Source organism: Streptomyces sp. NPDC098789, assembly GCF_044759975.1.
In the GTDB taxonomy this organism is placed as follows: Bacteria; Actinomycetota; Actinomycetes; order Streptomycetales; family Streptomycetaceae; genus Streptomyces.
Window position 1 is genome coordinate 170,557 of sequence record NZ_JBIWAJ010000008.1, and the last position, 23,021, is coordinate 193,577.

Genomic DNA, 23,021 nt, shown 5'->3' on the forward strand with positions numbered 1-23,021 from the left:
AGGCACCGCCCGGGGCAGGGGTGGGCTCCCTCGGAAGGAGCGGTGGAACGGCCCCGAGCGGCCTGATGAACAGTGAACTCGCCTGGGCCAAAGCTGAGTACGGTGGGGACGGTAGGAACCCGTTCAACCCGTTCAAGATCGCTTGCAAGGGGGCCGACGTTGGCAGCGGACCGGACGCCGAACAGCGCATTGGCAGACGTGATCGCCGAGTCCGGGGCCACGTACTACGCGCTGGCCAGGGAGATCCGCTCGGTGGCGGCCGAGGCCGGCCAGCGATTGAGTACCGGGCCGTCGGCCGTCGCCTACTGGGTCGCCGGGGGTACACCGTCCGGCCAGACGCCGTTCTACATCGCCGAGGCCCTCACGAGACGGACCAAGCGGCGGGTGACGGTCACCGAGATCGGTCTAGGCTGCGAAAGCGGCGGGGCCGTGGAAACCGATCCACTGGCCGTCATCGCCGAGCTCGGGAGATCCGTCATGCAACGTCGCCGCGACTTTCTCGGCGCCGCGTTCACCGCTGCTGCCGTCGGCCTACCGCTGGCCTACGACCACGAAGCGGTCGCCGCGACGCTCCGAGCGGCCGAGAGCGGCGGCAGCGTCGGCCCGACCGAGGTGGCGATCGTCAGGCAGTCGACCGAGATGTTCCGCAGCGCGGACGAGCGGTTGGGCGGCGGCCATGGCCTGACCACCGTCACCGCCTACCTCACCGATACCGTCGCACCGATGCTGACCGCCCGGTTCCCGTCCGCCACGGTCCGCGCCGAAGCGTTCGGGGCGGCGGCCCAGCTGGCTTGCCTGGTCGGCTGGAAACACCACGACCTCGGCCGGGAGGGCGCCGCCCAGCGGTACTACCTGCTGGGCTACCAGCTCGCCTGTGAGGCCGACCCGAGTGGCCATGCCGCGTGGATGATGCGGGCCCTCACCCATCAAGCCCTTGATCTCGGCCATCCCGGTTCATGTCCCGAGCTTGCCGAAGCGGCCCTGGGCAGGGCGGCCGGGAAGGTCGACCGGCAGACCGAGGCGCTGCTGTTGGTGACGTGCGCCAGGGCATACGGGGCCGGCGGGCAGAGGGCCAAGGCGGCACGGGCACTTCTGGCCGCCGAGGACGCCGTGACGGATACGCGGGATCCGGTACCCGCCTATGCCGCGGCCTCGGGGCCGGTGGCGGCCACGGTCGCCTCGCACATGGGCAAGACCCTGACCGCGATGAAGGACCACACGGCGTCCGAACGGCACTACCGGCGGGCCCTGGCGGGCCGCACACCGGGCACGTACCAGCTCAAGCACGGGCTGACCATGGCCGACCTGGGGCGGTCGGTGGCCGGACAGCGCCGGCACGAGGAAGCCGTGGGCCTGTGGGCCCGGTCCCTGGACTTCATGGGCGGTGTGGTCTCCGACCGCAACCGGCAGGCGGTACGAGAGATCCAGGCCGCGGCGGCCCGGTACCGCCGCCGCGGCCTGGCCGGTGCGGCAGACCTGAACCAGCGCGCCACCGACCTGCTCAACAACCAGGCATGAAAGGAACAGGCAACGGAATGCCGAAGATCGGGGTTGTGGTCCTGACGATGGGCGACCGGCCCGCGGAACTGGGGGCCCTGCTGGCCTCGGTGGCCGCTCAGGAAGGCGATCCGGTGAGCGTCGTGGTCCTCGGTCAGGGAGTGAAGCTCCCGGGCCTCCCGGACGCCGTGGAAGGGGTGGAACTGCCGGAGAACCTGGGGATCCCCGGTGGCCGGAACGCAGGCGTGGCCCGGCTCCGCGAGCAGGGCGGCGTCGATGTCGTCGTGGTCCTGGACGACGACGGCCTGCTGCCCCGCACCGACACGTTCCAGCTGATCCGGGAAGCGTTCGCCAGCAGGCCTCACTTGGGCATTGCCGGCTTCCGCATCGCGGACGAGACCGGGGCAAGTCAGCGCAGGCACGTCCCCCGTCCGGGTGGCAGGAACCCGCTGGTGTCCGGGCCGGTGACGACGTTCCTCGGCGGCGGCCACGCCATCCGCATGGCCGTGATCGACCAAGTGGGCGACTTCCCCGCTGAGTTCTTCTACGCCCACGAGGAAACAGACTTCGCCTGGCGGGCGCTGGACGCCGGCTGGGAGATCGACTACCGGGCGGACATGGTCCTGCAACATCCCCGCACCGCGGCGTCCCGGCACGCGGTCTACTACCGCAACACCGGCCGGAACCGGGTCTGGCTGGCCAAGCGCCACCTGCCCGCAGTCCTGGTCCCGGTCTACCTCGGGACCTGGGCGGCGTACACGCTCGCCCAGCGGCCCCCACTGTCCGGCCTGGCCGCCTGGTGGGCCGGCTTCTTCGAAGGCGTACGGGTGCCCTGCCCGCCAAGGCGGCCCATGCGGTGGCGGACCGTATGGCAGATGACCAGGCTGGGCCGCCCCCCGGTCATCTGAAGCCCATCTCGGTTCCCCCTGTGACCGCACGACACAGCAGCGGATGGCGGGGGCCGTCGTCCCGGCGACCTGTGGGTCCACCCGCTCGGGGAGATGATCGGGGCCCCTGTTATCGTGCGCCGATGTCCATGATCAAGCAGTTCCAAGTGACCTTCGACTGCGCGGAACCTACGCGCCTCGCCGAATTCTGGTGCGAGGTGCTGGGGTACGTCGTACCGGCAGTCCCGGAGGGCTTTGCCACGTGGGAGGAGTACTACCACTCGCTGCCGCCCGAGGACGCGGTCTACTTCGCGTGCACCGATCCCTCGGGTGTGGGCCCGCGCCTGCTCTTCCAGCGAGTTCCCGAAGGCAAGGTCGTCAAGAACCGGCTGCACCTCGATGTACGGGTCGGCACGGGGCTCGTGGGTGACGAGCGCCTGGCCACGCTGGAGGCCGAATGCGCACGACTGACGGCGCTCGGCGCGAAGCACGTGCTGACGCAACGCGCCGATGGCTTCAATGAGTCGTGCATCACGATGCAGGACATCGAGGGCAACGAGTTCTGCCTCGCCTGATAGGCCCCCTCAGCCCGTGGCCTTGCGCATCAGGAGGTCGCGCAGTTCGCGGGCGTGACGACGGCTCACCTGGAGTTCCGCGGCGCCGACCCGGACGCTGGTGGTGCCCGCGTCCAGGCGCAGTTCGTCGATCCGGTCGAGCGCCACCAGGTGGCGCCGGTGTATCCGTACGAAGCCCCGCGCGGCCCAGCGCTCCTCCAGCGTGGACAGCGGGATCCGCACCAGATGGCTGCCCTCGCCGGTGTGCAGCCGGGCGTAGTCCCCCTGGGCCTCGACGTAGGCGATGTCCGCTATGGCCACGAACCGGGTCACCCCGCCCAACTCGACCGCGATCTGCTCGGCGGCCCGCTCCGCACCGGTGGCCGGCGCCACGCCCGCAGTCGCAGTCGCGGCGACCGGAGCGCCGGACGGCGCGGTGGGCGCCGCGGCCGGTTCCCGGTCGTGGCCCAGCAGTGCGCAGACCCGGCGCACGGCTTCGGCCAGCCGCTCCGGCCGGACCGGCTTGAGGACGTAGTCCACCGCCTTGAGGTCGAAGGCCTGGACGGCGAAGCCCTCGTGCGCGGTGACGAAGACGATCAGCGGCGGCGAGCTGAACCCGGCGAGCAGCCGGGCGATGTCCAGCCCGGTCAGCCCCGCCATGTGGATGTCCAGGAAGACCACGTCGAGCCCGTCGGCCCCCTCCGGGCCCGACTCCACGGCCAGGGTGATGCGGCGCAGGGCCTCGGTGGCGTCGGACGCCCCGACCGCCGCGCCCACGCGCGGGTCGGAGCGCAAGAGGTAGAGCAGCTCCTCCAGGAGCGGTTTCTCGTCGTCGACGGCCAGTACGCGCAGCATGGGGGCAGTCTAGAGAGGGCCCCCGAGGGGCGGAACGGGGTGTGCGTCACCGTCGCGGCCCCGCGGGATCCCGGGGCCCGGTCGGCCGGCGGCGCCGGCGAACCCGGCCCGGCGCAGGGCCGCGGCCACGGCCAGCCCCAACACCCGGTGCCCCTCGTCGTTGGGGTGCAGCCCGTCGGCCAGGTGGCCCGGGTCCAGCAGATCGCGCCCCGGGAGCAGCACGAGCCGCCCGTCCCCGGCCGCGACCCGCTCCCGCACGGCGCGCTCCATCGCGTCGCGCAGCGCGCCCAGGGTGGCGCCGAGCCGGTTCGGGGTGCGCTCGGCGTCGGGGCGCAGCACGGGGGACAGGAGCAGCAGCGGGGTCCGCGGGTGCCCTTGGCGCACGAGCTCGACGAAGGCGCGCGTGGTCTCGTACATGAGGGGGGCGGAGAAGGGCACCCGCGACCAGCAGTTGGTGCCGAAGGCCAGGGTCAGGGCGTCGGCGGGCAGGGCGGCGAGCTGCTCGGCGGTGGCGAGCTCGCCGCGGGCGGCCCCCGCGTAGCCGAGGTTGACGGCGTCCCAGCCCAGCGCCCGGCCGGCCACGGCGGTCCAGCCGTGGGCGGGGCGGGTGGACCACCAGCCCTCGGTGATGGAGTCCCCGTGCACCACCCAGCGCGGTGCCCGCGGCGCCGGGGCGAGCGGCCCGCCGACCCCGCGCAGGCCCAGCACCAGCGGGGCCTGGGCCTCGGGCGGGTGGAGGGTGAAGGGGCCGCCGCCGGGCGGCAGCCCTATGCGCACGACGGCCTCCGCGGCCGGTTCGGTGAAGACCTCGCCCAGCCGCCCGGTCCGGTCCCACAGGGCGAAGCCGTGCGCGAGGTCGCGCAGCGCGTCGGTGGGTCCGGGCACGGTGGCCCGGTAGCGGATCTCCACCGCGTGCGCCGCGGGCCCGGCGGTGAACTCCAGGCGCACCCCGATCGGCAGGGTGGCCCGTTCGCCGGTGTCCCAGGGCAGCCGCGCCGTGTCGGCGGGATCCGCGCGCACGGGCCGCCCCTTCTCCAGCCAGGCCACTCCGCGCAGGAAGGGGCCGGGGTCCAGCCAGCGCTGGTCGTGCAGGTCCTGATCCATGCGGGCACGCTGCGCGAAATCTGACGAGGTGTCAATGAAAGGGGTCGAAAGGGGCCCGCGCACTGATCGATCATCTGCGCGCAACAAAGGACCATTGTGGCCAGATCCGCGCAATGATAATGCGGCAATGTGCAAGGATGGTGCATTACGGGCGGTATCACTCAGCTCGTAGGCTCACTCGCTGTACGTGGAGTGGCGTGGACCGCCTGCTCGGCGGTCCCCCCATGCCCAGGCACGCTTCGCCCTGCCTGTTCCTGCTCCGGACCGCTGCGGTCGAACGCCTGACAACCCCACCCGCAGTGACAAAGGAGTTCCCTCGTGCTCGATCACGGCCAGGCGCCACCGCTCACGTCCCCGCCCCGCAGGCCCGTCCACCCGCTGCTGCGCCGCAAGCCGGTCGACCAGCTGGTCGCCGAGGGCGGTCAGGGCGAGGGCGGCACCCTGCGCCGCTCGCTCACGATGTGGCAGCTGACCATGATCAGCATCGGTGCGACGCTGGGCACCGGCATCTTCGTCGTCCTCGGCCAGGCCGCCCCCAAGGCCGGACCCGCCGTCACGATCTCCTTCGTCATCGCGGGCCTGACCGCGCTCTTCTCCGCCCTGTCCTACGCGGAGCTGGCCGGATCGGTCCCGGTCTCCGGGTCCTCGTACTCGTACTCCTACGCGACCATGGGCGAGTTCATCGCCTGGATCTGCGGCTGGTGCCTGGTCCTGGAGTACGCGGTGTCGGTCTCGGCCGTGGCCGTCGGCTGGGGCGAGTACCTCAACGAGCTGCTCGACGGGACGATAGGCATCACCATCCCCGAGAAGTTCTCCACCGCCCCGATGGGCGACGGGGGCTGGATCAACCTGCCGTCGCTGGTCGTGGTCCTGCTGGCCATGGTCTTCCTGCTGCGCGGTGCCAAGGAGAGCGCCCGGATCAACACGATCATGGTCATCGTGAAGATCGTCACGCTGTTCCTCTTCATCGGCATCGGCGTCATCGGCATCAAGTCCGGCAACTACACCCCGCTCGCCCCGCTGGGCGTCACCGGGATCAGCGCCGCCGCCTCCACGCTCTTCTTCTCGTACATCGGCTTCGACGCCGCCTCCACCGCCGGTGAGGAGGCGAAGAACCCCAAGCGCGACCTGCCGCGCGCGATCATGCTCTCGCTGGGCATCGTGACCGTCCTCTACATCCTGGTCGCCTTCGTCGCCGTCGGCGCCATGCCGTGGAAGGACTTCGGCGCCACCGAGGCCGTGCTCGCGAAGATCATGACCGACGTCACCGGCCACAGCTTCTGGGGCGTCGTCCTCGCCGCCGGCGCCGTCGTCGCCATCGCCTCCGTGGTCTTCGCCGTGCTCTACGGCCAGACCCGCATCCTCTTCGCGATGTCCCGCGACGGCCTCGTCCCCAAGGTCTTCGCCAAGGTCGACGCCAAGACCGGCGCCCCCCGCGCCAACGTGCTGATCGTCTCCCTCTTCTGCGGCGCCCTCGCCGCGTTCATCCCCCTGGGTGAGCTGGCGAACGCCACCAGCATCGGCACGCTCTTCGCCTTCGCGCTGGTCAACATCGCCGTCGTGATCCTGCGCCGGACCAAGCCCGACATGCCCCGCACCTTCAAGGTCGCTCTCTTCCCGGTCACGCCGATCCTCGGCTTCCTCGCCTGCGCGTACTTGATGTACACCCTGCCGTCCGCCACGTGGGTCGCCTTCGGTGGCTGGATGGCCGTCGGCCTCGTGGTGTACTTCCTGTACGGCATCCGCCGCTCCCGACTGGCCACGGCAGAGAAGTGATCCACCCGCAGTGCGACTGAACGATCTCGACGAACGCATCGTGCACGCCCTCGCCGAGGACGCCCGCCGCTCCTACGCGGACATCGGCTCCGAGGTCGGCCTCTCCGCCCCGGCGGTCAAGCGGCGCGTGGACCGGCTGCGCGCCGAAGGGGCCATCACCGGCTTCACCGTCCGTGTCGACCCGGCCGCGATGGGCTGGGAGACCGAGGGCTTCATCGAGATCTACTGCCGCCACAACACCTCGCCGGACGACATCCGGCGGGGCCTGGAGCGGTATCCCGAGGTGGTGTCCGCGTCGACCGTGACGGGCGACGCGGACGCGCTGGTCCAGATCTTCGCCTCGGACATGCGCCACTTCGAGCGGGTGCTGGAGCGGATCGCGGGCGAGCCGTTCGTGGAGCGGACGAAGTCCGTCCTGGTCCTCTCCCCGCTGCTGCGCCGCTTCACCTCGGGCGCCCCGGCGTAACACTTCCCGCGTACGGCCCGGGGTGGGCCCGGGCGGGCCCGGCGTAGGCACCGGGGAAAGCTGCGTAGACCCGAAGGGTGACGCAACGAATCGCCGTTACGGGCCTGAAAGACGCAACGAATCGCTCGGCTGGACGCAACGGACACGCCTTGTCGACCGTCGGCGGCATCCGTACCGTCTATAGGAACCCGCCCCTCCTGCCCCAGAGGTCGTCCATGCCTGCCCTGCGCACCGCTCTCCTCCAGAGTTCCGGACGGCCCGGCGATGTCGCCGCGAACCTGACGGCCCTCGACGAGGCCGTCGGACGCGCGGCGGGCAGCGGGGCCGGGCTCCTGGTCACCTCGGAGATGTTCCTGACCGGGTACGCCCTGGAGGTCCAGGAGATCGCCGGGCTCGCCGAGACCAGCGACGGCCCGTCCGCCGTCGCCGTCGGCGAGATCGCCCGCCGCCACGGGGTGGCCGTGCTGTACGCCTACCCCGAGCGGGACGGCGCGGCCGTCTTCAACTCCGCCCAGCTGGTCGGCCCCGACGGCACGCGCCTGGCGAACTACCGCAAGACCCACCTCTTCGGCTGCTTCGAACAGGACGCCTTCACCCCCGGCGACGCCCCCGTCGTCCAGGCGGACCTGAACGGCCTCCGCGTCGGCATCATGATCTGCTACGACGTCGAGTTCCCGGAGAACGTCCGCTCCCACGCGCTGGCCGGCACCGACCTGCTCCTCGTGCCGACGGCGCAGATGCACCCGTTCCAGTTCGTCGCCGAGCAGCTGGTACCGGTCCGGGCCTTCGAGAACCAGATGTACATCGCGTACGTCAACCGCACGGGCCCCGAGGGCGAGTTCGAGTTCGTCGGACTCAGCTCCCTGGCCGGCCCCGACGGCACCACCCGCACCCGCGCCGGTCGCGGCGAGGAGCTGGTGTTCGGCGAGGTCGACCCCGAGCTGCTCCAGGCGTCGCGCGCCGACAACCCGTACCTGCGCGACCGCCGCCCCGGGCTCTACGCCTCCCTGATCTGACCCCTTCCCCAGCCCTGCCGCAAGGAGACGTGCCCCCATGACGTCCACGGTCCCCACCACCGCCGTTCCGCACAGCGACGGACAGCCGCCGATCACCATGTTCGGTCCGGACTTCCCGTACGCCTACGACGACTTCCTCGCCCACCCGGCGGGCCTGGGTCAGATACCGGCGACCGAGCACGGCACCGAGGTCGCCGTGATCGGCGGCGGGCTGTCCGGGATCATCTCCGCGTACGAGCTGATGAAGATGGGCCTCAAGCCCGTCGTCTACGAGGCCGACCAGATCGGCGGCCGGCTGCGCACCGTGGGCTTCGAGGGCGCCGGCACGGAGGGGCTGACCGCGGAGATGGGCGCCATGCGCTTCCCGCCGTCCTCCACCGCGCTCCAGCACTACATCGACCTCGTCGGCCTGGTGACCGAGTCCTTCCCGAACCCGCTCGCCGAGGCCACCCCCTCCACGGTCGTCGACCTCAAGGGCGAGACGCACTACGCCGAGACCATCGCCGACCTCCCGCAGGTCTACCGCGACGTGGCCGCCGCGTGGAACGCGTGCCTCGACGAGGGCGCGGACTTCTCCGACATGAACACCGCGATGCGCGAGCGGGACGTCCCGCGCATCCGCGAGATCTGGGCGAAGCTCGTCGCGAAGCTCGACGACGAGACCTTCTACGGGTTCCTCTGCAAGTCCGAGGCCTTCCAGTCCTTCCGCAAGCGCGAGATCTTCGGCCAGGTCGGCTTCGGCACCGGCGGCTGGGACACCGACTTCCCGAACTCCATCCTGGAGATCCTCCGCGTCGTCTACACCGAGGCGGACGACCACCACCGCGGCATCGTCGGCGGCTCGCAGCAGCTGCCGCTGCGCATGTGGGACCGCGCGCCCGAGAAGATCCTCCACTGGGCCCAGGGCACCTCGCTGTCCACCCTGCACGACGGCGCCCCGCGGCCGGCGGTCACCCGTCTGCACCGCACGGCCGGCAACCACATCACGGTCACGGACGCCTCCGGCGACATCCGCACCTTCCGCGCCGCGATCTTCACGGCGCAGTCCTGGATGCTGCTGTCCAAGATCGAGTGCGACGACACGCTCTTCCCGATCGACCACTGGACGGCGATCGAGCGCACCCACTACATGGAGTCGTCCAAGCTCTTCGTCCCCGTCGACCGGCCGTTCTGGCTCGACAAGGCCGTCGACGACGAGGGGAACCCGACGGGCCGCGACGTCATGTCGATGACGCTCACCGACCGGATGACGCGCGGGACCTACCTGCTGGACAACGGCCCGGACAAGCCGGCCGTCATCTGCCTCTCCTACACCTGGTGCGACGACAGCCTGAAGTGGCTGCCGCTGTCCGCGAACGAGCGGATGGAGGTCATGCTGAAGTCCCTCGGCGAGATCTACCCCAAGGTCGACATCCGCCGTCACGTCATCGGCAACCCGGTCACCGTCTCCTGGGAGAACGAGCCCTACTTCATGGGCGCCTTCAAGGCGAACCTGCCGGGCCACTACCGCTACCAGCGGCGCCTGTTCACCCACTTCATGCAGGACCGCCTCCCCGAGGACAAGCGCGGCATCTTCCTCGCGGGCGACGACATCTCCTGGACGGCGGGCTGGGCCGAGGGCGCCGTGCAGACCGCGCTGAACGCGGTGTGGGGCGTCATGCACCACCTCGGTGGCGCGACCGACTCGACCAACCCGGGCCCCGGCGACCTCTACGACGCCATCGCCCCGGTGGAGCTGCCCGAGGACTGACCGTCCCTCCGCTGAACCACGGGCCGCCCCCGCGCCACGAGCGCGGCGGCGGCCCGTTCCCATGTCGGGGTCCGGGGGCGGGGCTACCCCACCGCCCAGGCGGAGCCGGTCTTCTGCCGGACCGGTGTCAGCAGGCAGCGGCCGACCAGGCCGACGCCCGCGTCCAGGGATTCCTCGAACTCCTCGGCCAGGTCGGGGGAGCGGCGCAGGGTCCACAGCAGCCGGGCCGAGGCCCAGGCGCCGTCCCGGGCGCGCTGCAGGCTCCACGAGCCGACCAGGTGCGTGAGCGGATCGGCGATCTGGAGCAGGTCGGGCCCCGGCATCAGCTCCTCCCGGATGCGTTCCTCCAGGGCGACCAGCGTGTCGCCGACCCGGTCGAAGTCGGCTTCCAGCGCCGCCGGTTCGCAGTCCAGGGTGCGGCAGGTGGTGACCACCGCGAGGGCCAGGTCGTGCCCGATGTGCGCGTTGATCCCGGCGAGGGCGTGCTGGAGGGGCCGCACGCCCGGGTGGCGCCGGTACTGGAAGAGCGGCCGCCAGCAGGCGGGCGTCCGGTCCCCCTCGGCGGCCGCGTCGACGGCCATCAGGTACCGCTCGGCGAACCGCACGCCCAGCACCGCCGCCCGGCGCGGCCCGGGGAAGCCCCCGTGCTCGATGCGGCGGTGCAGGGTCTCGGTCACCGTCAGGTACACCCGGTTGAAGACGGCGACGCCGTCGTGTTCGGGCAGTCGCTCGTCCAGGGCGCGCATCCGCGCGAGCACCGCTTCCATGCAGGCAGGTTCGCAGCTGGCGCGGGATCCCGGGAGACTTGGCCCGGTACTTCGCCGGTTCGGGCGAACCTGCCCGTGGCGGGAGGGTCAGGACCGCCCGGTGGGGGTGCCCGGGGCGCCGGGGACGTCCGGGGTGCCCGCCGCTGCCGCGGGGTCCTCGCCGCTCGGGGCGTCGTAGGTCGAGGTGCCCGAATCGAGCAGCGGCTCGTGCTCCTTCATGTGCGCCGGGGCGAAGTAGCGCAGCACGTGGTAGCCGGTGATGACCACGAGGGTGCCGAGCGCGATGCCGCCGAGCTCGAAGTTGTCGCTGATCTTCAGGCTGACCCCGCCGACGCCGATGATGATGCCCGCCGCGGCCGGCACCAGGTTCAGCGGATTGCGCAGGTCCACCCGGCCGTTGATCCAGATCTGGGCGCCGAGCAGGCCGATCATGCCGTACAGGATGACCGTGATCCCGCCGAGCACCCCGCCGGGGATGGCCGCGACGACCGCGCCGAACTTGGGGCACAGGCCGAAGAGCAGCGCGAAGCCGGCGGCCGCCCAGTAGGCGGCGGTGGAGTAGACCCGGGTGGCGGCCATGACGCCGATGTTCTCGGAGTACGTGGTGTTCGGCGGACCGCCGAGCGCGGTGGAGAGCATCGACGCGGCGCCGTCGGCGGCGATCGCGGTGCCGAGCTGGTCGTCGAGCTTGTCGCCGGTCATCTCGCCGACGGCCTTGATGTGCCCGGCGTTCTCCGCGATCAGCGCGATGACCACGGGCAGCGCGATCAGGATCGCCGACCACTCGAACTGCGGGGCGTGGAAGGACGGCAGCCCGATCCAGTCGGCCTCGGCCACGCCCGACAGGTCCAGGCGCCAGTGGTCCACGGCCGCGCCGCCGCCCACCGTCGAGTGGATCTTGCCGAAGAGCAGGTCGAAGAGGGCCGAGATGCCGTACCCGAAGAGCAGCCCGAGGAAGATCGCGATCCGGGACCAGAACCCGCGCAGGCACACCACGGCGAGCCCGGTGAAGGCCATCACCAGCAGGGCCGTCCACTGGTCCTGGGGCCAGTAGGTCGAGGCGGTGACCGGCGCGAGGTTGAAGCCGATCAGCATCACGACCGCGCCCGTGACCACCGGCGGCATCGCCGCGTGGATGATCCGCGCGCCGAAGTGCCGCACCGCCAGGCCGGCGAGGAAGAGGGCCGCGCCGACGACGAGCACGGCGCCGGTGACGGTCGCGCTGCTCCCGCCGCCCGCCCGGATCGCGGCGGCGACGCCGACGAAGGAGAGGGAGCAGCCCAGGTAGGACGGGATCCGGCCGCGGGTCGCGAGCAGGAAGATCACCGTCGCGATGCCGGACATCATGATGGCCAGGTTCGGATCCAGGCCCATCAGCACCGGCGCGACGAATGTGGCTCCGACAGTACATCACTAGCGATCATGGGGCCAAGAGACACCCACTCACCTGCGGAAACGTCTCCCAGACGCTCCTGAGTAGGGTCGGAGAGGGCATCCAGAAGCTCTACAGAGCGGCGTGAACCATCCGCAGCGAGTAGCCGGGCTATGTGCTCGAACTCCTGGGGAGTTAGGCGGACCGCTACCTCATCTTGGGCATCCTCGACGGGCCTGGACGCCCCTTCGGTGGCTCTCCAGGTGGCGATGTTGGCCAGAGTGTTGCTTAGGAAGGTCTCAGCCGAAGAAGGCTCCGGACACTCCGCTGGCCTCTGTCTGCCACCAACTGTCATCGACTCACCAAGATCCATGGGGGGATTCTAATGATCATGGATCGAGTCGTGAAGACCTCGTTGGAACCCCGAGCAGCTAGACAGTTAGTTCATTCATTCACCCGCCGCGACGCGCCCGGTTTGATCCCAGGTAGATGACCGACCTTTAATCACCATGGTCCTGCGACGCGCAGGGCATCGCGGAACTGGAGAGTGAACATGGCGGGCTTCGGCTGGAAACTGCATGGCGACGGCAAAAATCTGGCGCCCGGAGAGGTAGTTAAGCCCGACGAACGCCTTAGCTGGGGACGGACAGCCGGCCTCGGTGCTCAGCACGTCGTCTCCATGATCGGCGCGTGCTTCATCGCCCCCGTACTAATGGGGCTCGATCCAAACCTCGCCCTCATGGCATCCGGCGTTGCCACCATGCTGTTCCTTGTCATGACGCGCGGCCGAATCCCGAGCTATCTCGGTTCTTCGCTCTCCTTCGTAGGAGTGGCAGCGGTCATTACAAGCCAGGGTGGAGACGCTGGAACGCTGACAGGAGCTTTGCTCGTAGTTGGGGCAGCCCTGGCGCTCTGTGGCGTCGTCATTCAGATCCTCGGTGGAAAGGTCATCCACGCCGTATTGCCACCCGCGGTGACTGGTGCGGTCGTCATGCTCATCGGGTTCAACCTTGCCCCGGTAACCGCTGGAACGTACTGGCCTCAAGACCAGTGGGTTGCCCTCGCGACGATGGCCTTCACGGGACTTGCCCTAGTGGTGCTCCGAGGCTTCTGGGCTCGCGTATCCATCTTCCTGGGTCTGGTCTTTGGATACGTGCTGTCCTGGGTGCTCGACCTAACCCTTGGAAAGATTCACTCCGAGGACGGTTCAGGGAAGGTAACGGACCACTGGCGCATCGACTTCGGTGGCGTCGCCAACGCCGACTGGATCGGACTGCCCAACTTCCACGCGCCGACCTTCTCTACCTCAGCCATTCTCGTGGCCCTGCCCGTTCTCGTTGCCCTGATTGCGGAAAACGCCGGACACGTGAAGGCCGTGGGCGAAATGACCGGCGATGACCTCGATGACCGAATGGGCACAGCTATCGTTGCGGACGGTACTGCCACCATGCTCTCCACGGCGGTTGGAGGTCCGGCAACGACCACCTACGCCGAGAACATCGGAGTAATGGCGGCGACCCGGATCTACTCGACGGCGGCCTACTGGGCCGCAGCCTGCTTCGCCCTCCTCTTCGGCCTCTGCCCGAAGATTGGTGCTCTTGTCGCAGCCATCCCGGGCGGTGTCCTCGGGGGGATCACCGTCATCCTCTACGGCATGATCGGCCTGCTCGGTGCCCAGATCTGGATTCGAAACAAGGTCGACTTCACTCAGCCGCTCAACCTCGTGCCGGCTGCTGCGGGCATCATCATCGGCATCGGAGGTGTCACGTTGAAGTTCACCAGCAACTTCGAGTTGAGCGGGATCGCACTTGGCACCCTGATCGTCCTCACGGGCTACCACGCTCTCCGTTGGCTGTCGTCGGCAGCCGACGCACGCACGTCATCGCTCCTTGACGGCGGAACCACGGGGTACGACGAGACGCCAAGGAAGTCGACGTGACTGTTTGTAGCAGCTAATGTACTGCGGTTAGTTCATTCATTCATCAGTGATGCTTCAACCCGCCTCCCGCCCTCTTGGGGGGCGGGAGGGGTGCGCTTCAAGCAACCCTGGGGCCGGCCTCGCTGCTCAGGTCTTCCGTTCGGGGGCATATAACCCCCTCACAAGAAATGTCGGTGTCTTCTGCGTGCCGGCCGGACACGAAACGACGTACTGAGACCCACATCACGCCGGTAGGCTGCTGATATGGACGAGCGAATCAAGATCGATGACGACGGAAAAGCCTGGGTGAACCTCGGAAGTGTCCATCAGGACACCTTCGGCAGGTGGCAAGCGACCATGAACATCGGGGGAGTTGAGAAATCACGCCCCTGCGCGTCGAAGGAGGAGGGGGAGACCTTGATTCACGATCTACTCGCCACGGCCATCCTGGGGTTCGGGCTGCGGAAGCAGTAAAAGGGGTCGGAAAGAGTGAGATGGGCGCCGGCGGGCGCCTTTCTTGCTTCCGCGGTTAGTTAGTTCATACCCGTACACGATGGAAGGAAGGCACCCCTGGTGGGTCCTTTGAATGAATGCATAGGCATTACCCCCGTATGTATGTGTGTGGGTTAGTTCATTCATCAGACAGTGAGCGAATATGCAATATCTCTGGCGACGTTCAAGCTAGCGCCAATATCTCCTAGAATGAATGAATTAACTGTAATCGGAGGGTATTCGAGCCACGTCGGAGCGTCACATATCTGAGTGCTCCGCATGGGGGATGCGCCGTATCGATACAAGGTGTCACACCTCACGCCAGAATGGTGCGCTAGCACACACTCGAATGCGCTAGAGGTTTCTTGTGGTGTGTATTGCGTCACTTCGGGATGCATAGCCTACGAAGCGCCAATATGTAGATAATCGATAACAGGTGCGTCCATTTCTTGTGAGATACCCACATGGACAGGCCGTATCTCCTGTGCGTGCATCGCCTTATCCATGTGACGCTGATCATTCATTTCGCTATTGACATTCGACGACCCATGTGGTTTCGCGTGCGTCTCCTTTGATATCAAGGGCTCGCAGCCTATTGATACAAACAGTGATACATAATGCTGACGCGTACATGGGTGGACAGTCAGGTTGGAGTGTGACAGTCTTCTACTTGTCAGCGAGACACCGACCGGAAAGGCCAACCGAAACCCACCCGCTAAGCGGGGATGTGGATACGGGGCCTGAATCTGAATCCGGGCGTCAGGGCCGCGATAGGAGCGCTAGGAACGGCTCCCAAAGGCAGTACGGACCACAACCTAGGTACTAGGACTAGGTCCCTGTGTAAGAGCCCCTAGGGCTTACAGGGAAACCGACTAGGAACATCACATAGGCCACACCCGGCGAAGCGAATAACCGGGGATGAACCTAGAGCGCCCGATCCTATATCTGCATGTGATGCAGCATGGTTCGGAGTACGTCATAGGAGAGTGAGCGGATAGCGGGATGTGATCGCCCCGGCATGGATAGATCAATGCACTACTGGGATTGACTCTCACACACCCAATCGATACGACGTATCCAGCGCACAGGACCAAAGCCATGAGCAACGGTCCGCAGTGCGTCTCTAAGCGTCTGAGAGTGGCTGTGTGGGGGTGAGTGACAGTAAGGCACTCGAAGCCAGCGAGAGAGGCATACAAGTTGCGTGACAGGGCTGTACTCATGCTGTGCGTGTTCGTGTTCTCCTCCCTCACCTTCGTGGGGGGATATCTGTATGGGGAGGCTACGGCGGGGGTTGATGTGGTAGCGACCTATAACGAGGGATTCACGGATGCGCTGTGTCAATCGGAAGGTGATCACTTTGAAGATGGGCAAGGTAGCGTCTGCCTAACCGATAGCAAGTGATCTAGATAGCTTTAGGCGGGTTCACGAGTTGGAATGTGAGCTTGTCCATGGCTCGCTAGCTCGTAGCGGGAAACATTGGGAGAGATTATGAGTAGGGAAATGATCGCGAACGATTCGGCCCGTAAGGGTTTCCGTATCAGTCGCTTCGCTCGTGAGTACGCGGAGAAATCTTTGCACTCTTACGGAGGTGGTGAGCATGGCATGTATGGCATGTGGGACATGCGAGAAAGCGCGAAAGGTCTCACCGTAGCCAAAGGGTTTGGACTCATCGAAGACTCGGATGGCTCACCCTTGTCTGATTGGGATTCGCGGGATTACTACAACTGCGACTGTCAGGAGATCCCTATCAGGGTCAACGCAGAGGCCGCGCATGCGGCCTTTGAAGCGGCGGGTGTAGAACACTGGGAGTGGCGGGGCCTCGTTGCCTTCGATGCTGGTGACATTCGAGGGCTCAAGATTGCCCGCCAGATATCCAATCGATTGGCCGGGTACCCCATTCTCGATGATGACCGCCTGTCTGACCTCGAATGGGATAACGCATGCGAGATGATTGCAAATTTGTACACCCTGCCCGAAGGTGTAGAGCCGGGGGACGTTATCAATGAAATGCCTGAGATCCCGCACTGCTCAAACTGTTCTTCCTGTGATGTGGAAGATGCAGTGGAATCGCTGGGGTATCGCAAGTGTGGGGACTGTGACGAGTGGCTGAGCACGGAGAAGTCTGGCGTTCTTTGCTGGGATTGCACAGAGGACTACGCGGAAGGTGGCTGCGAATGCCTGAGTGTCTACGTCGATACGCTCAAGCATTGCGGATCGTACGGAAGCGTTGCGGAAGTCAAGTTCATGGTGCGCGCCTGTAATACGTGCTCTAGGGCTCGCTACCCCTACCGAATGGCTGCATAGCTGATGGCCCTTAGTCGGGTCCGCAAGTTGGAATGTGACATGCGGGCTTGGCTATGGACTCTCAGACATCGAGAGTGTGAACGAAAGGTATGCAATGCCGGACAACGAAGAACGCGCTTCCTGGGCTGCGGTTGCCTGTCGAGCGATGGGGGCCCAGACAGGACAGGGTGGTTACTTCGACGGGGTTACCGCCATTCAGCCTGAACTTCTCAGGGAGGTTGGTGGAGACCTCATTGGGAACCTTCTCCATCTCGCCATCCTGAACGGTTGTGATCCTCGCGAAATGCTGATGAGCGGCGTAGAGCACTTCATGTACGAACTCCGAGAGGAGAACGAAGAAGCAGAAGAGGAAGGGCGGCTGATCGGCGAGTTCCAAGAGAACTTCCGGGAGCTGGAAACCTTCCTTGAGTTGGAAGCCGGGGTTGGCAAGTGACGCTGCGAGAACACATCGCAATCATGCATGGCCATGCACCGCTCGTACGAGATGGAGAGTAAGACAGTGACACTGATGAACCAGGAGCCCCAGGCCGGCCGTGGGACAGCTCTCGAAGCACTTGCGCCTTCAGTCCTGAAGGTGGGCAAGCATGCGGGAACGTTTCGGGCTGGAGTCCACAGGGAGGTCTACGTCTGGACTCGGGAAGATATCGCAACGGCGGTCAACGCTGGTGCTGATCTCGTTACGGCAGAGCTCGGCTCGGAACGTGATCAAGACCTGATGAACATGGTCGTCAATGCGGTACTACACATCCTTGAGAACCCGAATGCATCGCTGGATGAAGTGATCCGCGAGAACTATGAGGAGGAGCCCGAAGAGGTTCGCTCGTGGTGGTCCGGATGGTAACCCCGGCAGCAGTGCAGATGAACATGTGGGTCATCTTCACTACCGCTCACGGATACAGGCTCACTGGCCAAGTGGTTGGCTGCGTGTACGGCAACGACGGAAAGATGAAGCGCGCCAACATCACGCATCTCGTTATCCAGAGTCGTTACGACATAGAACGCGAACTTCCCATCGATGACACGCTATCGCAACCCGACGTGGTTCCTCTGAACCGCATACGCAAGTACAAGAGGTAGACCATGCACCAGATTTACGCCGCCTGCTTGGCGTCCTACAACAACGGCATTCTTCACGGCGAGTGGATCGATGCCACCCAAGATCCTGACTCGATCGGTCATGAGATTCAGCTCATGCTGGACGCCTCGCCGATACCGGGGGCGGAAGAGTTCGCGATACATGGCTATGACGATTTCGGGGGCCTGGAACTCGGCGAGTACGAGTCTCTGGAAGACTTGCACTTGATCGCGCTCGCTCTGGATGATTTCCCGGCCGTTATCGTCCGTCACTTCCATGGGGACGTCGATGTCGCCGACCTCTACGAGGCGTGCCAAGGCCGGTTCATCGGAACAGTCAAGGAAGAGATCGGGCCGGAGGAGAACGCATACGCCGCGTACATCCTGGGAGAGGAAGGCCACTTCTGGGATGAACTTCCGAAGCAGTACCACAGCCACATGCGGGCTATCGCAGTAAGTGAGGCTGCGGAGCGGCTGATCTGCGGTGAGACGGCGATCTATGAGGGTGGAGGAACCTGGCACTTCGTACGCGACAACTGACGCTTAGCGGCTGGAAGTCAGGGGCTCAAGTTGGAATGTGAGTCCCTGGTTTCGAGTCTCTAATGACTCACTTAAAAATGAGGAAGGACCTACGCAGTGGGACGTATGAAGGCGTACGAGAGTGATCGTGCCGCAGTGCGCGAGGAAGCAGAGGAGGCCGCACACCAGCCGACGCACGAGGAGCGCATGAGTCACATGGAACGAGTCTGGGAGATGTGCGGCACGGCCGCGAACGGCTATCACTGCCCGCCTGCGGTGGCGGAAATGCTGGTGGAGGAAGCAGTGTCCGCCTTCCTCGACTCCCGAACCGAACTGGTTCTGGATGCGGTCGCCGCATGACCAGTGAGCGACTTCCCCGCCTGTGTCTGAGCGCTGAAGAGATTGTGGAGATCGAAATAGAACTGAACGCAGGGCACGAGCTTACCTATGTGCTCGACAACGGACAGCAGATCATCCTTACCCCGGTAGAGGGTGACGCGTGATGTTGTTTGAACCGATGATGTGTGACACCTGCTGCACTCCGTTGAACCCCCGGGTCGATGTATTCGGTAGTCGATACACGCACCCGGCCTGGATCGGGAAGGAGTGGGACCACGAGTCCAAGCCCGTGCCCCTGAACACCGAACGGGTGCGGGGTATCTGTGACTTCTGCTCGTCCGACCACCCGGTAACTGCCTTCCACACCCGTAAGGCAATCGTAAAGATTGAGGGAGGTGTCACAACGGTGTATTCGGATGGGTGGGCCGCCTGTGAAAGGTGTGCGGTGCATATTCGCAACCGATCTCCCCACTTGCTCCTAGATCGGGCGGTGGCCGTTCTGCCAGGGACGCTGAACCGGCCTGAGAGGCGAGCGCGCAGGGCGGCGCTCAAGCCGGTACATATGAAGTTCTTCGCGGCTGAGCCGACCGAAGTGGGGCTCTGACGTGCATCCGACTGAACAGACCGTGATCCGCAACGCCGCAGACTCCTGGCGAGCTTCCGCACCCGGATCTAAGAAGTGGGTCTACGACCCCAACGGCCGTGCCTACCTGGTCGAGGCTGACTTGTCGGAACGACTCGACTCGCTCTGCTGGGCCATGCGGTTCGTGGACGACTGGCGGGTGTACTACCCACAGAGTCACGCGGCTTGGGCGAAAGCCAGCACCAAGGCCGGCGGTTCCCTCGACCCCGAGCACTGGCACCACGAGTGGACGAAGGCAGGTAAGCCCGAATGATTACGCCCATGGTTCTCGTGCAGTGGTACGGGATTCTCGTCCACGGCCCCGACGTCTACACAGGCGAGACGGTGTGTGGACACGTCATAGGCGGAACGGTCCGCCACATGAAAGACGAACATCAAGCTCGGATCATGACGCTTGCCATACGGACGCCGCGCACCTATCACGATGACGGAACCATTTTGACCGGCGGTCATGAGCACTCCATCTCCATGCGGGAAGTGCGCAAGGGGAGGCCGCAGTGATGGAGACCGCAGCCGAAAACGTGGTCTTGGTCGAGTCGCTGCGGGCGGCGGTCCCGCTGCACATGATGCAGCTCGGGTCCCACTCGCCGGAGGAGTTGGTCCGAATCGCGGGGGAGTCCGCCACGGTCGTCGGCTCGCAGGGCGACGTGTTGCAGTTCCGCTCGACCAAGCGCGGCCAGACGGCGAAGGCGTTCAACGCGCTCGCCCGAGGACTGGCCGCTGGCGCCCTGCTTGCCCGGGGCGGCGCCACCTTCGCGGGCCTGCACTGGTGCACCGTCCCCCACTGCCCCGGCCCCGATGCCGAACATCCCGAACCCACACACGGAGAAACGCATGCGTGAGATCGAACTGACCCGCTACCCCTGCCCCATCGCTGGGTGTGACTCCTTCCTGGCAATGACAGTCCCCCTGTACCTGGACGTCTGGACCGACGAGACCGGAGCCGCGCACTTCACCCTTGCCGGGAACGATGCGCCCACCCGCTTCTACTGCGGGGCAGAGGAGCCCCACGGGTCGGCAGGCTTCCCCACCATCCTCGTTGACCAGGTCAACGCCCGCCTGAACGAGGCGGAGACCGCGATGTACGAAGAGAACTACGGCTAACCGGTTCGGTGGCTTTGATGAGGGCCCGGCTTCGGCCGGGCCCTTCGTCATGGCTGATCGAAACGCGATCGGACGAACAGAGGGACACACCATGGCTACGAAGCAGATCACGACCTACATAGACGACCTCGACGGGACCAACTCCACCGACCCGTACGAGATTCGTACGGTCGAGTTCGGGATCGACGGAACGCTGTACGAGATCGACCTGACCGACGCGAACGCGGGCACGCTCCGGGAACTGCTGGCCCCGTACAAGGGGGCTGCACGGCGCGTGGGGCACCACCAGGTCCAGGCCGGCGACAGTCCCGCGGGACGGCCTACCGCTCGTGCAGGTGACGCCCTGGACGCGAAGGCCGTGAGGGCCTGGGCCCTGACACAGGGGTACACGCTGTCCAATCGGGGTCGCATCCCTCTGGACGTACAGCAGGCGTACCGAACGACCCTGGCCGGTGGTCAGTCGTCGCGGCCGAACGTCATTGAGCGTGAAGTAGCGGCATCCAGTGATGCCGAGCTGATCGTGAGCGAGGAGGAGGCTGCCAACCACTACAAGGAGCTTCCCGTTCCCGAGGGGCGCGAGAAGAACTGGGCGAAGCGCGAGGGCTCCGGCTGCGAGCGGACCCACAAGATCGCGGACATGACGTTCATGGAGCGAATCGACGCTCTGACGTCCTTCAACCTCAACGTGCTTGGCCAGCTCACCGGAGACATCCCGGTCAAGAACGGAAAGATCAAGGGGCTCGGTACCTCCGGCGCCAGGCTTCTGAACTTCGAGTTCATCGACGGTGATGAGTTCATAACGCCCTTCGGCCGGTACGCGTATGGCGTTCGTGCACAGAGGGACAACGTATAGCCAACCGATGGATTTTGGTCAAAGGCCGTCCGAAAAGGGGGGCTTTTGGCCATGGTCTATCGGTCATAGGAGGACGCATGGCACGGAAAGTGGTTGAAGCAGTCGTTTGTGATGCCTGCTCAGTTAAAGGGAGAGAGCAAATGGGTGTGATCGAGCTTGTTATAGGCTCCGTGAGCTACGACCTGTGCCAGGGGCACGGCGATAAGTTCGCGGCCTACTTCGAAGATTTGTTCGGTTCCGTCGCGGCCGTCGCGGCTTAAGGGGAGAAACGCAAAAGTGACCACGTTCAAGGCGATGCAGTACGGCCCCCTGGGCAAGGCAGTTGCAGCAGCCATGCCGCACTCGGAGGCGGACCCGATCGGTGTGTACGCCGCCACGCTGTCCCTCTGGTCCTCTGCGGTGGCTGGCAAGGTGTTCCAGCCCTCCGGCAGGCCAACGGTGTTCTGGTCGGCGCTCGTAGGGCGCACGAGGGTGGGAAGGAAGGGTTTCGCGCTGGCCACGGCGCGAGCGGTCCTGGACCCTTCGATCGGTAGCTTCCTCGCGACCCGGATGCGCAAGGGCATCAGTAGCGGTCCGTCCCTCGTGACAGCCCTGTTCGAGGTCGAGCAGGAGTCCCTTACCTCGGAAGAGGGCCGGGACGGGCGGGTGATGATCGCGGAAGGCGAATGGGCCTCCGTGCTCAAGAGGGCCAACCGTGACGCGACCTACCACGACCAGTTGATCAACGCCTGGGATGGTGAAGCGGTCGTCAACACGACCAAGGGCAAGGGCGGCAAGCGCGAGGAGCAGCGGATCGACGTTCCTCTCCTCGGCTACCACGTACACATCCAGCCGGGCCGCTGGGCGCCCCTGGTCAAGCCCGAATTTGCTCTCGGCGGAGCTTTCAACCGCATCCCACACTTCGTGGTGTCCCAGTCGAAGTCCCTGCCTTCAAGCGTCAAGAGGCCGCTCGACGCGGTGAAGGAAACGCCGGCCCTCACCCGGGCCTACCGGTGGGCGCGCGAGAAGGCGCGCGAGATGGAGCTGTCCCCGGAAGCGGCGGATCGGCATGACGCATATCGGAAGGCGTTCGATGCGCGTATGGCCTCTCTACCCGAGGCGGTCTCGTGCTTCTTCGAGCGCGGCGACGAGAACCTTCTGCGGATCGCCTGCCTCCTGGTGGCCGCCGAGCGCAAGACGGTGATCTCGGTCAAGGCGTGGGAGGCGGCGGAGGCCATGGTCGAGTATTCGATGGCGTGCACGGAGCAGCTTGTCAACGAATCCCAGCAGGGCACGGGACGGCAGATGAAGTCCGTGGAGCAGATCATCCGAGAGTCCCTGACCCGCTACGGGGGTGAGGCGACGCGGACCCTGATCCTGCGGTCCCTCGGTACGCGAGGCAATGCCGATTCGATGGAGGCCGCCATCGAGGCGATGCCCGATGTCGTCATGGAGAAGCGAGCGGGTTCCGCGAAGGGCGGGCCGAAGCCCGTGGTGGTGAGGTTCGTGGACGCGAAGCGCGAGCACGAGCGGCCGGGCGTCCAGGAGGCCCAGGAGCACGAGGAGCCGGAGGAGCGACCCAAACTGACGGTCGTGCCCCCCCAGCGGAAGACCGCTGCTACACGGCCGCCCGCCAAGAAGGCGGGCGAGCCGGCCCGGAAGGCGGCCCCGCGGAAGGCACCCGCGAAGAAGGCGGTCGAGCCTCCGAAGGAGGAGAGCGCCAACCCGCTTGCCGGGCTCCTGTGAGTCCGG

Annotated in this window: 24 protein-coding genes and 1 pseudogene; 21 read left to right on the plus strand and 4 right to left on the minus strand. The window is 66.2% G+C overall.

Annotation, left to right across the window (positions count from 1 at the left end):
• Positions 1–159 precede the first annotated feature (159 nt).
• The 3 genes from ACIQWR_RS18830 (at position 160) to ACIQWR_RS18840 (ending at position 2,959) form a co-directional block, all read left to right on the plus strand.
• Positions 160–1,518, plus strand: a complete 1,359-nt coding sequence (locus ACIQWR_RS18830) for a tetratricopeptide repeat protein (RefSeq protein WP_404010514.1) — start codon at positions 160–162, stop codon at positions 1,516–1,518.
• Positions 1,515–2,405 (plus strand): glycosyltransferase family 2 protein, encoded by an 891-nt coding sequence (locus ACIQWR_RS18835; protein ID WP_404010517.1) that lies wholly within the window; start codon positions 1,515–1,517, stop codon positions 2,403–2,405. Before ACIQWR_RS18830 ends, ACIQWR_RS18835 begins: the two co-directional genes overlap by 4 nt.
• Before the next feature lie 122 nt (positions 2,406–2,527).
• Positions 2,528–2,959, plus strand: coding sequence for a VOC family protein (locus ACIQWR_RS18840; protein ID WP_404010520.1), 432 nt, complete (start codon positions 2,528–2,530; stop codon positions 2,957–2,959).
• Between the two features lie 9 nt (positions 2,960–2,968).
• On the opposite strand, the gene ACIQWR_RS18845 is transcribed toward ACIQWR_RS18840, so the two are convergent.
• Together ACIQWR_RS18845 and ACIQWR_RS18850 are read right to left on the minus strand one after the other, a co-directional pair.
• Positions 2,969–3,793 carry a LytR/AlgR family response regulator transcription factor gene (locus ACIQWR_RS18845; RefSeq protein ID WP_404010523.1) on the minus strand — a complete coding sequence of 275 codons (825 nt, stop codon included), beginning with the start codon at positions 3,791–3,793 and terminating at the stop codon, positions 2,969–2,971.
• 9 nt (positions 3,794–3,802) lie between these two features.
• On the minus strand, positions 3,803–4,897 hold the full coding sequence (locus ACIQWR_RS18850) for a GDSL-type esterase/lipase family protein (protein ID WP_404010526.1): 1,095 nt from the start codon (positions 4,895–4,897) through the stop codon (positions 3,803–3,805).
• Between the two features lie 318 nt (positions 4,898–5,215).
• On the opposite strand from ACIQWR_RS18850, the gene ACIQWR_RS18855 reads away from it, so the two are divergent.
• The 4 genes from ACIQWR_RS18855 to ACIQWR_RS18870 all read left to right on the plus strand — a co-directional run bounded on the left by ACIQWR_RS18855 (position 5,216) and on the right by ACIQWR_RS18870 (position 9,905).
• Positions 5,216–6,673, plus strand: a complete 1,458-nt coding sequence (locus tag ACIQWR_RS18855; protein ID WP_404010529.1) for an amino acid transporter — start codon at positions 5,216–5,218, stop codon at positions 6,671–6,673.
• 10 nt (positions 6,674–6,683) lie between these two features.
• Positions 6,684–7,139 (plus strand): Lrp/AsnC family transcriptional regulator, encoded by a 456-nt coding sequence (locus tag ACIQWR_RS18860; protein ID WP_030027017.1) that lies wholly within the window; start codon positions 6,684–6,686, stop codon positions 7,137–7,139.
• 215 nt (positions 7,140–7,354) lie between these two features.
• Positions 7,355–8,155 carry a carbon-nitrogen hydrolase family protein gene (locus ACIQWR_RS18865; protein WP_404010532.1) on the plus strand — a complete coding sequence of 267 codons (801 nt, stop codon included), beginning with the start codon at positions 7,355–7,357 and terminating at the stop codon, positions 8,153–8,155.
• A gap of 37 nt (positions 8,156–8,192) precedes the next feature.
• The gene (locus tag ACIQWR_RS18870; protein ID WP_404010535.1) at positions 8,193–9,905 is read left to right on the plus strand and encodes a flavin monoamine oxidase family protein; all 1,713 of its coding nucleotides are present in this window, start codon (positions 8,193–8,195) and stop codon (positions 9,903–9,905) included.
• 83 nt (positions 9,906–9,988) lie between these two features.
• Here ACIQWR_RS18870 and ACIQWR_RS18875 read toward each other — a convergent pair whose 3' ends face one another.
• Entirely contained in the window at positions 9,989–10,672 is a 684-nt protein-coding gene (locus tag ACIQWR_RS18875; protein ID WP_404010537.1) for a DUF5995 family protein, read from the minus strand.
• An 87-nt stretch (positions 10,673–10,759) separates the two neighbouring features.
• Positions 10,760–12,073 (minus strand): annotated as a pseudogene (locus ACIQWR_RS18880) (uracil-xanthine permease family protein); the annotation flags it as partial.
• Between the two features lie 524 nt (positions 12,074–12,597).
• On the opposite strand from ACIQWR_RS18880, the gene ACIQWR_RS18885 reads away from it, so the two are divergent.
• From ACIQWR_RS18885 to ACIQWR_RS18950, 14 genes are all read left to right on the plus strand, one after another.
• On the plus strand, positions 12,598–13,983 hold the full coding sequence (locus ACIQWR_RS18885) for a uracil-xanthine permease family protein (protein WP_404010539.1): 1,386 nt from the start codon (positions 12,598–12,600) through the stop codon (positions 13,981–13,983).
• Between the two features lie 243 nt (positions 13,984–14,226).
• Positions 14,227–14,436 carry a hypothetical protein gene (locus tag ACIQWR_RS18890; RefSeq protein WP_404010542.1) on the plus strand — a complete coding sequence of 70 codons (210 nt, stop codon included), beginning with the start codon at positions 14,227–14,229 and terminating at the stop codon, positions 14,434–14,436.
• A gap of 1,518 nt (positions 14,437–15,954) precedes the next feature.
• Positions 15,955–16,758 carry a hypothetical protein gene (locus ACIQWR_RS18895; RefSeq protein WP_404010545.1) on the plus strand — a complete coding sequence of 268 codons (804 nt, stop codon included), beginning with the start codon at positions 15,955–15,957 and terminating at the stop codon, positions 16,756–16,758.
• 94 nt (positions 16,759–16,852) lie between these two features.
• The gene (locus ACIQWR_RS18900; RefSeq protein ID WP_404010547.1) at positions 16,853–17,191 is read left to right on the plus strand and encodes a hypothetical protein; all 339 of its coding nucleotides are present in this window, start codon (positions 16,853–16,855) and stop codon (positions 17,189–17,191) included.
• A gap of 75 nt (positions 17,192–17,266) precedes the next feature.
• Complete coding sequence (locus ACIQWR_RS18905; protein WP_404010549.1) at positions 17,267–17,599, plus strand: hypothetical protein; 333 nt, start codon at positions 17,267–17,269, stop codon at positions 17,597–17,599.
• Positions 17,600–17,838: 239 nt separating this feature from the next.
• Positions 17,839–18,372 carry an antirestriction protein ArdA gene (locus ACIQWR_RS18910; RefSeq protein WP_404010552.1) on the plus strand — a complete coding sequence of 178 codons (534 nt, stop codon included), beginning with the start codon at positions 17,839–17,841 and terminating at the stop codon, positions 18,370–18,372.
• Positions 18,373–18,468: 96 nt separating this feature from the next.
• On the plus strand, positions 18,469–18,711 hold the full coding sequence (locus ACIQWR_RS18915; protein ID WP_404010554.1) for a hypothetical protein: 243 nt from the start codon (positions 18,469–18,471) through the stop codon (positions 18,709–18,711).
• Positions 18,708–18,854, plus strand: coding sequence for a hypothetical protein (locus ACIQWR_RS18920; RefSeq protein ID WP_404010557.1), 147 nt, complete (start codon positions 18,708–18,710; stop codon positions 18,852–18,854). Before ACIQWR_RS18915 ends, ACIQWR_RS18920 begins: the two co-directional genes overlap by 4 nt.
• Before the next feature lie 441 nt (positions 18,855–19,295).
• Positions 19,296–19,586, plus strand: a complete 291-nt coding sequence (locus ACIQWR_RS18925) for a hypothetical protein (RefSeq protein ID WP_404010560.1) — start codon at positions 19,296–19,298, stop codon at positions 19,584–19,586.
• An 8-nt stretch (positions 19,587–19,594) separates the two neighbouring features.
• Positions 19,595–19,834 (plus strand): hypothetical protein, encoded by a 240-nt coding sequence (locus ACIQWR_RS18930; protein ID WP_404010562.1) that lies wholly within the window; start codon positions 19,595–19,597, stop codon positions 19,832–19,834.
• Positions 19,834–20,175, plus strand: a complete 342-nt coding sequence (locus tag ACIQWR_RS18935) for a hypothetical protein (protein ID WP_404010565.1) — start codon at positions 19,834–19,836, stop codon at positions 20,173–20,175. Before ACIQWR_RS18930 ends, ACIQWR_RS18935 begins: the two co-directional genes overlap by 1 nt.
• Positions 20,176–20,230: 55 nt before the next feature.
• A complete protein-coding gene (locus ACIQWR_RS18940) occupies positions 20,231–20,437 on the plus strand; it encodes a hypothetical protein (protein ID WP_404010567.1) in 207 nt (68 codons plus the stop codon).
• 91 nt (positions 20,438–20,528) lie between these two features.
• Positions 20,529–21,290, plus strand: coding sequence for an Lsr2 family protein (locus ACIQWR_RS18945; protein ID WP_404010569.1), 762 nt, complete (start codon positions 20,529–20,531; stop codon positions 21,288–21,290).
• 276 nt (positions 21,291–21,566) lie between these two features.
• Positions 21,567–23,015, plus strand: coding sequence for a hypothetical protein (locus ACIQWR_RS18950; RefSeq protein WP_404010571.1), 1,449 nt, complete (start codon positions 21,567–21,569; stop codon positions 23,013–23,015).
• Positions 23,016–23,021 lie beyond the last annotated feature (6 nt).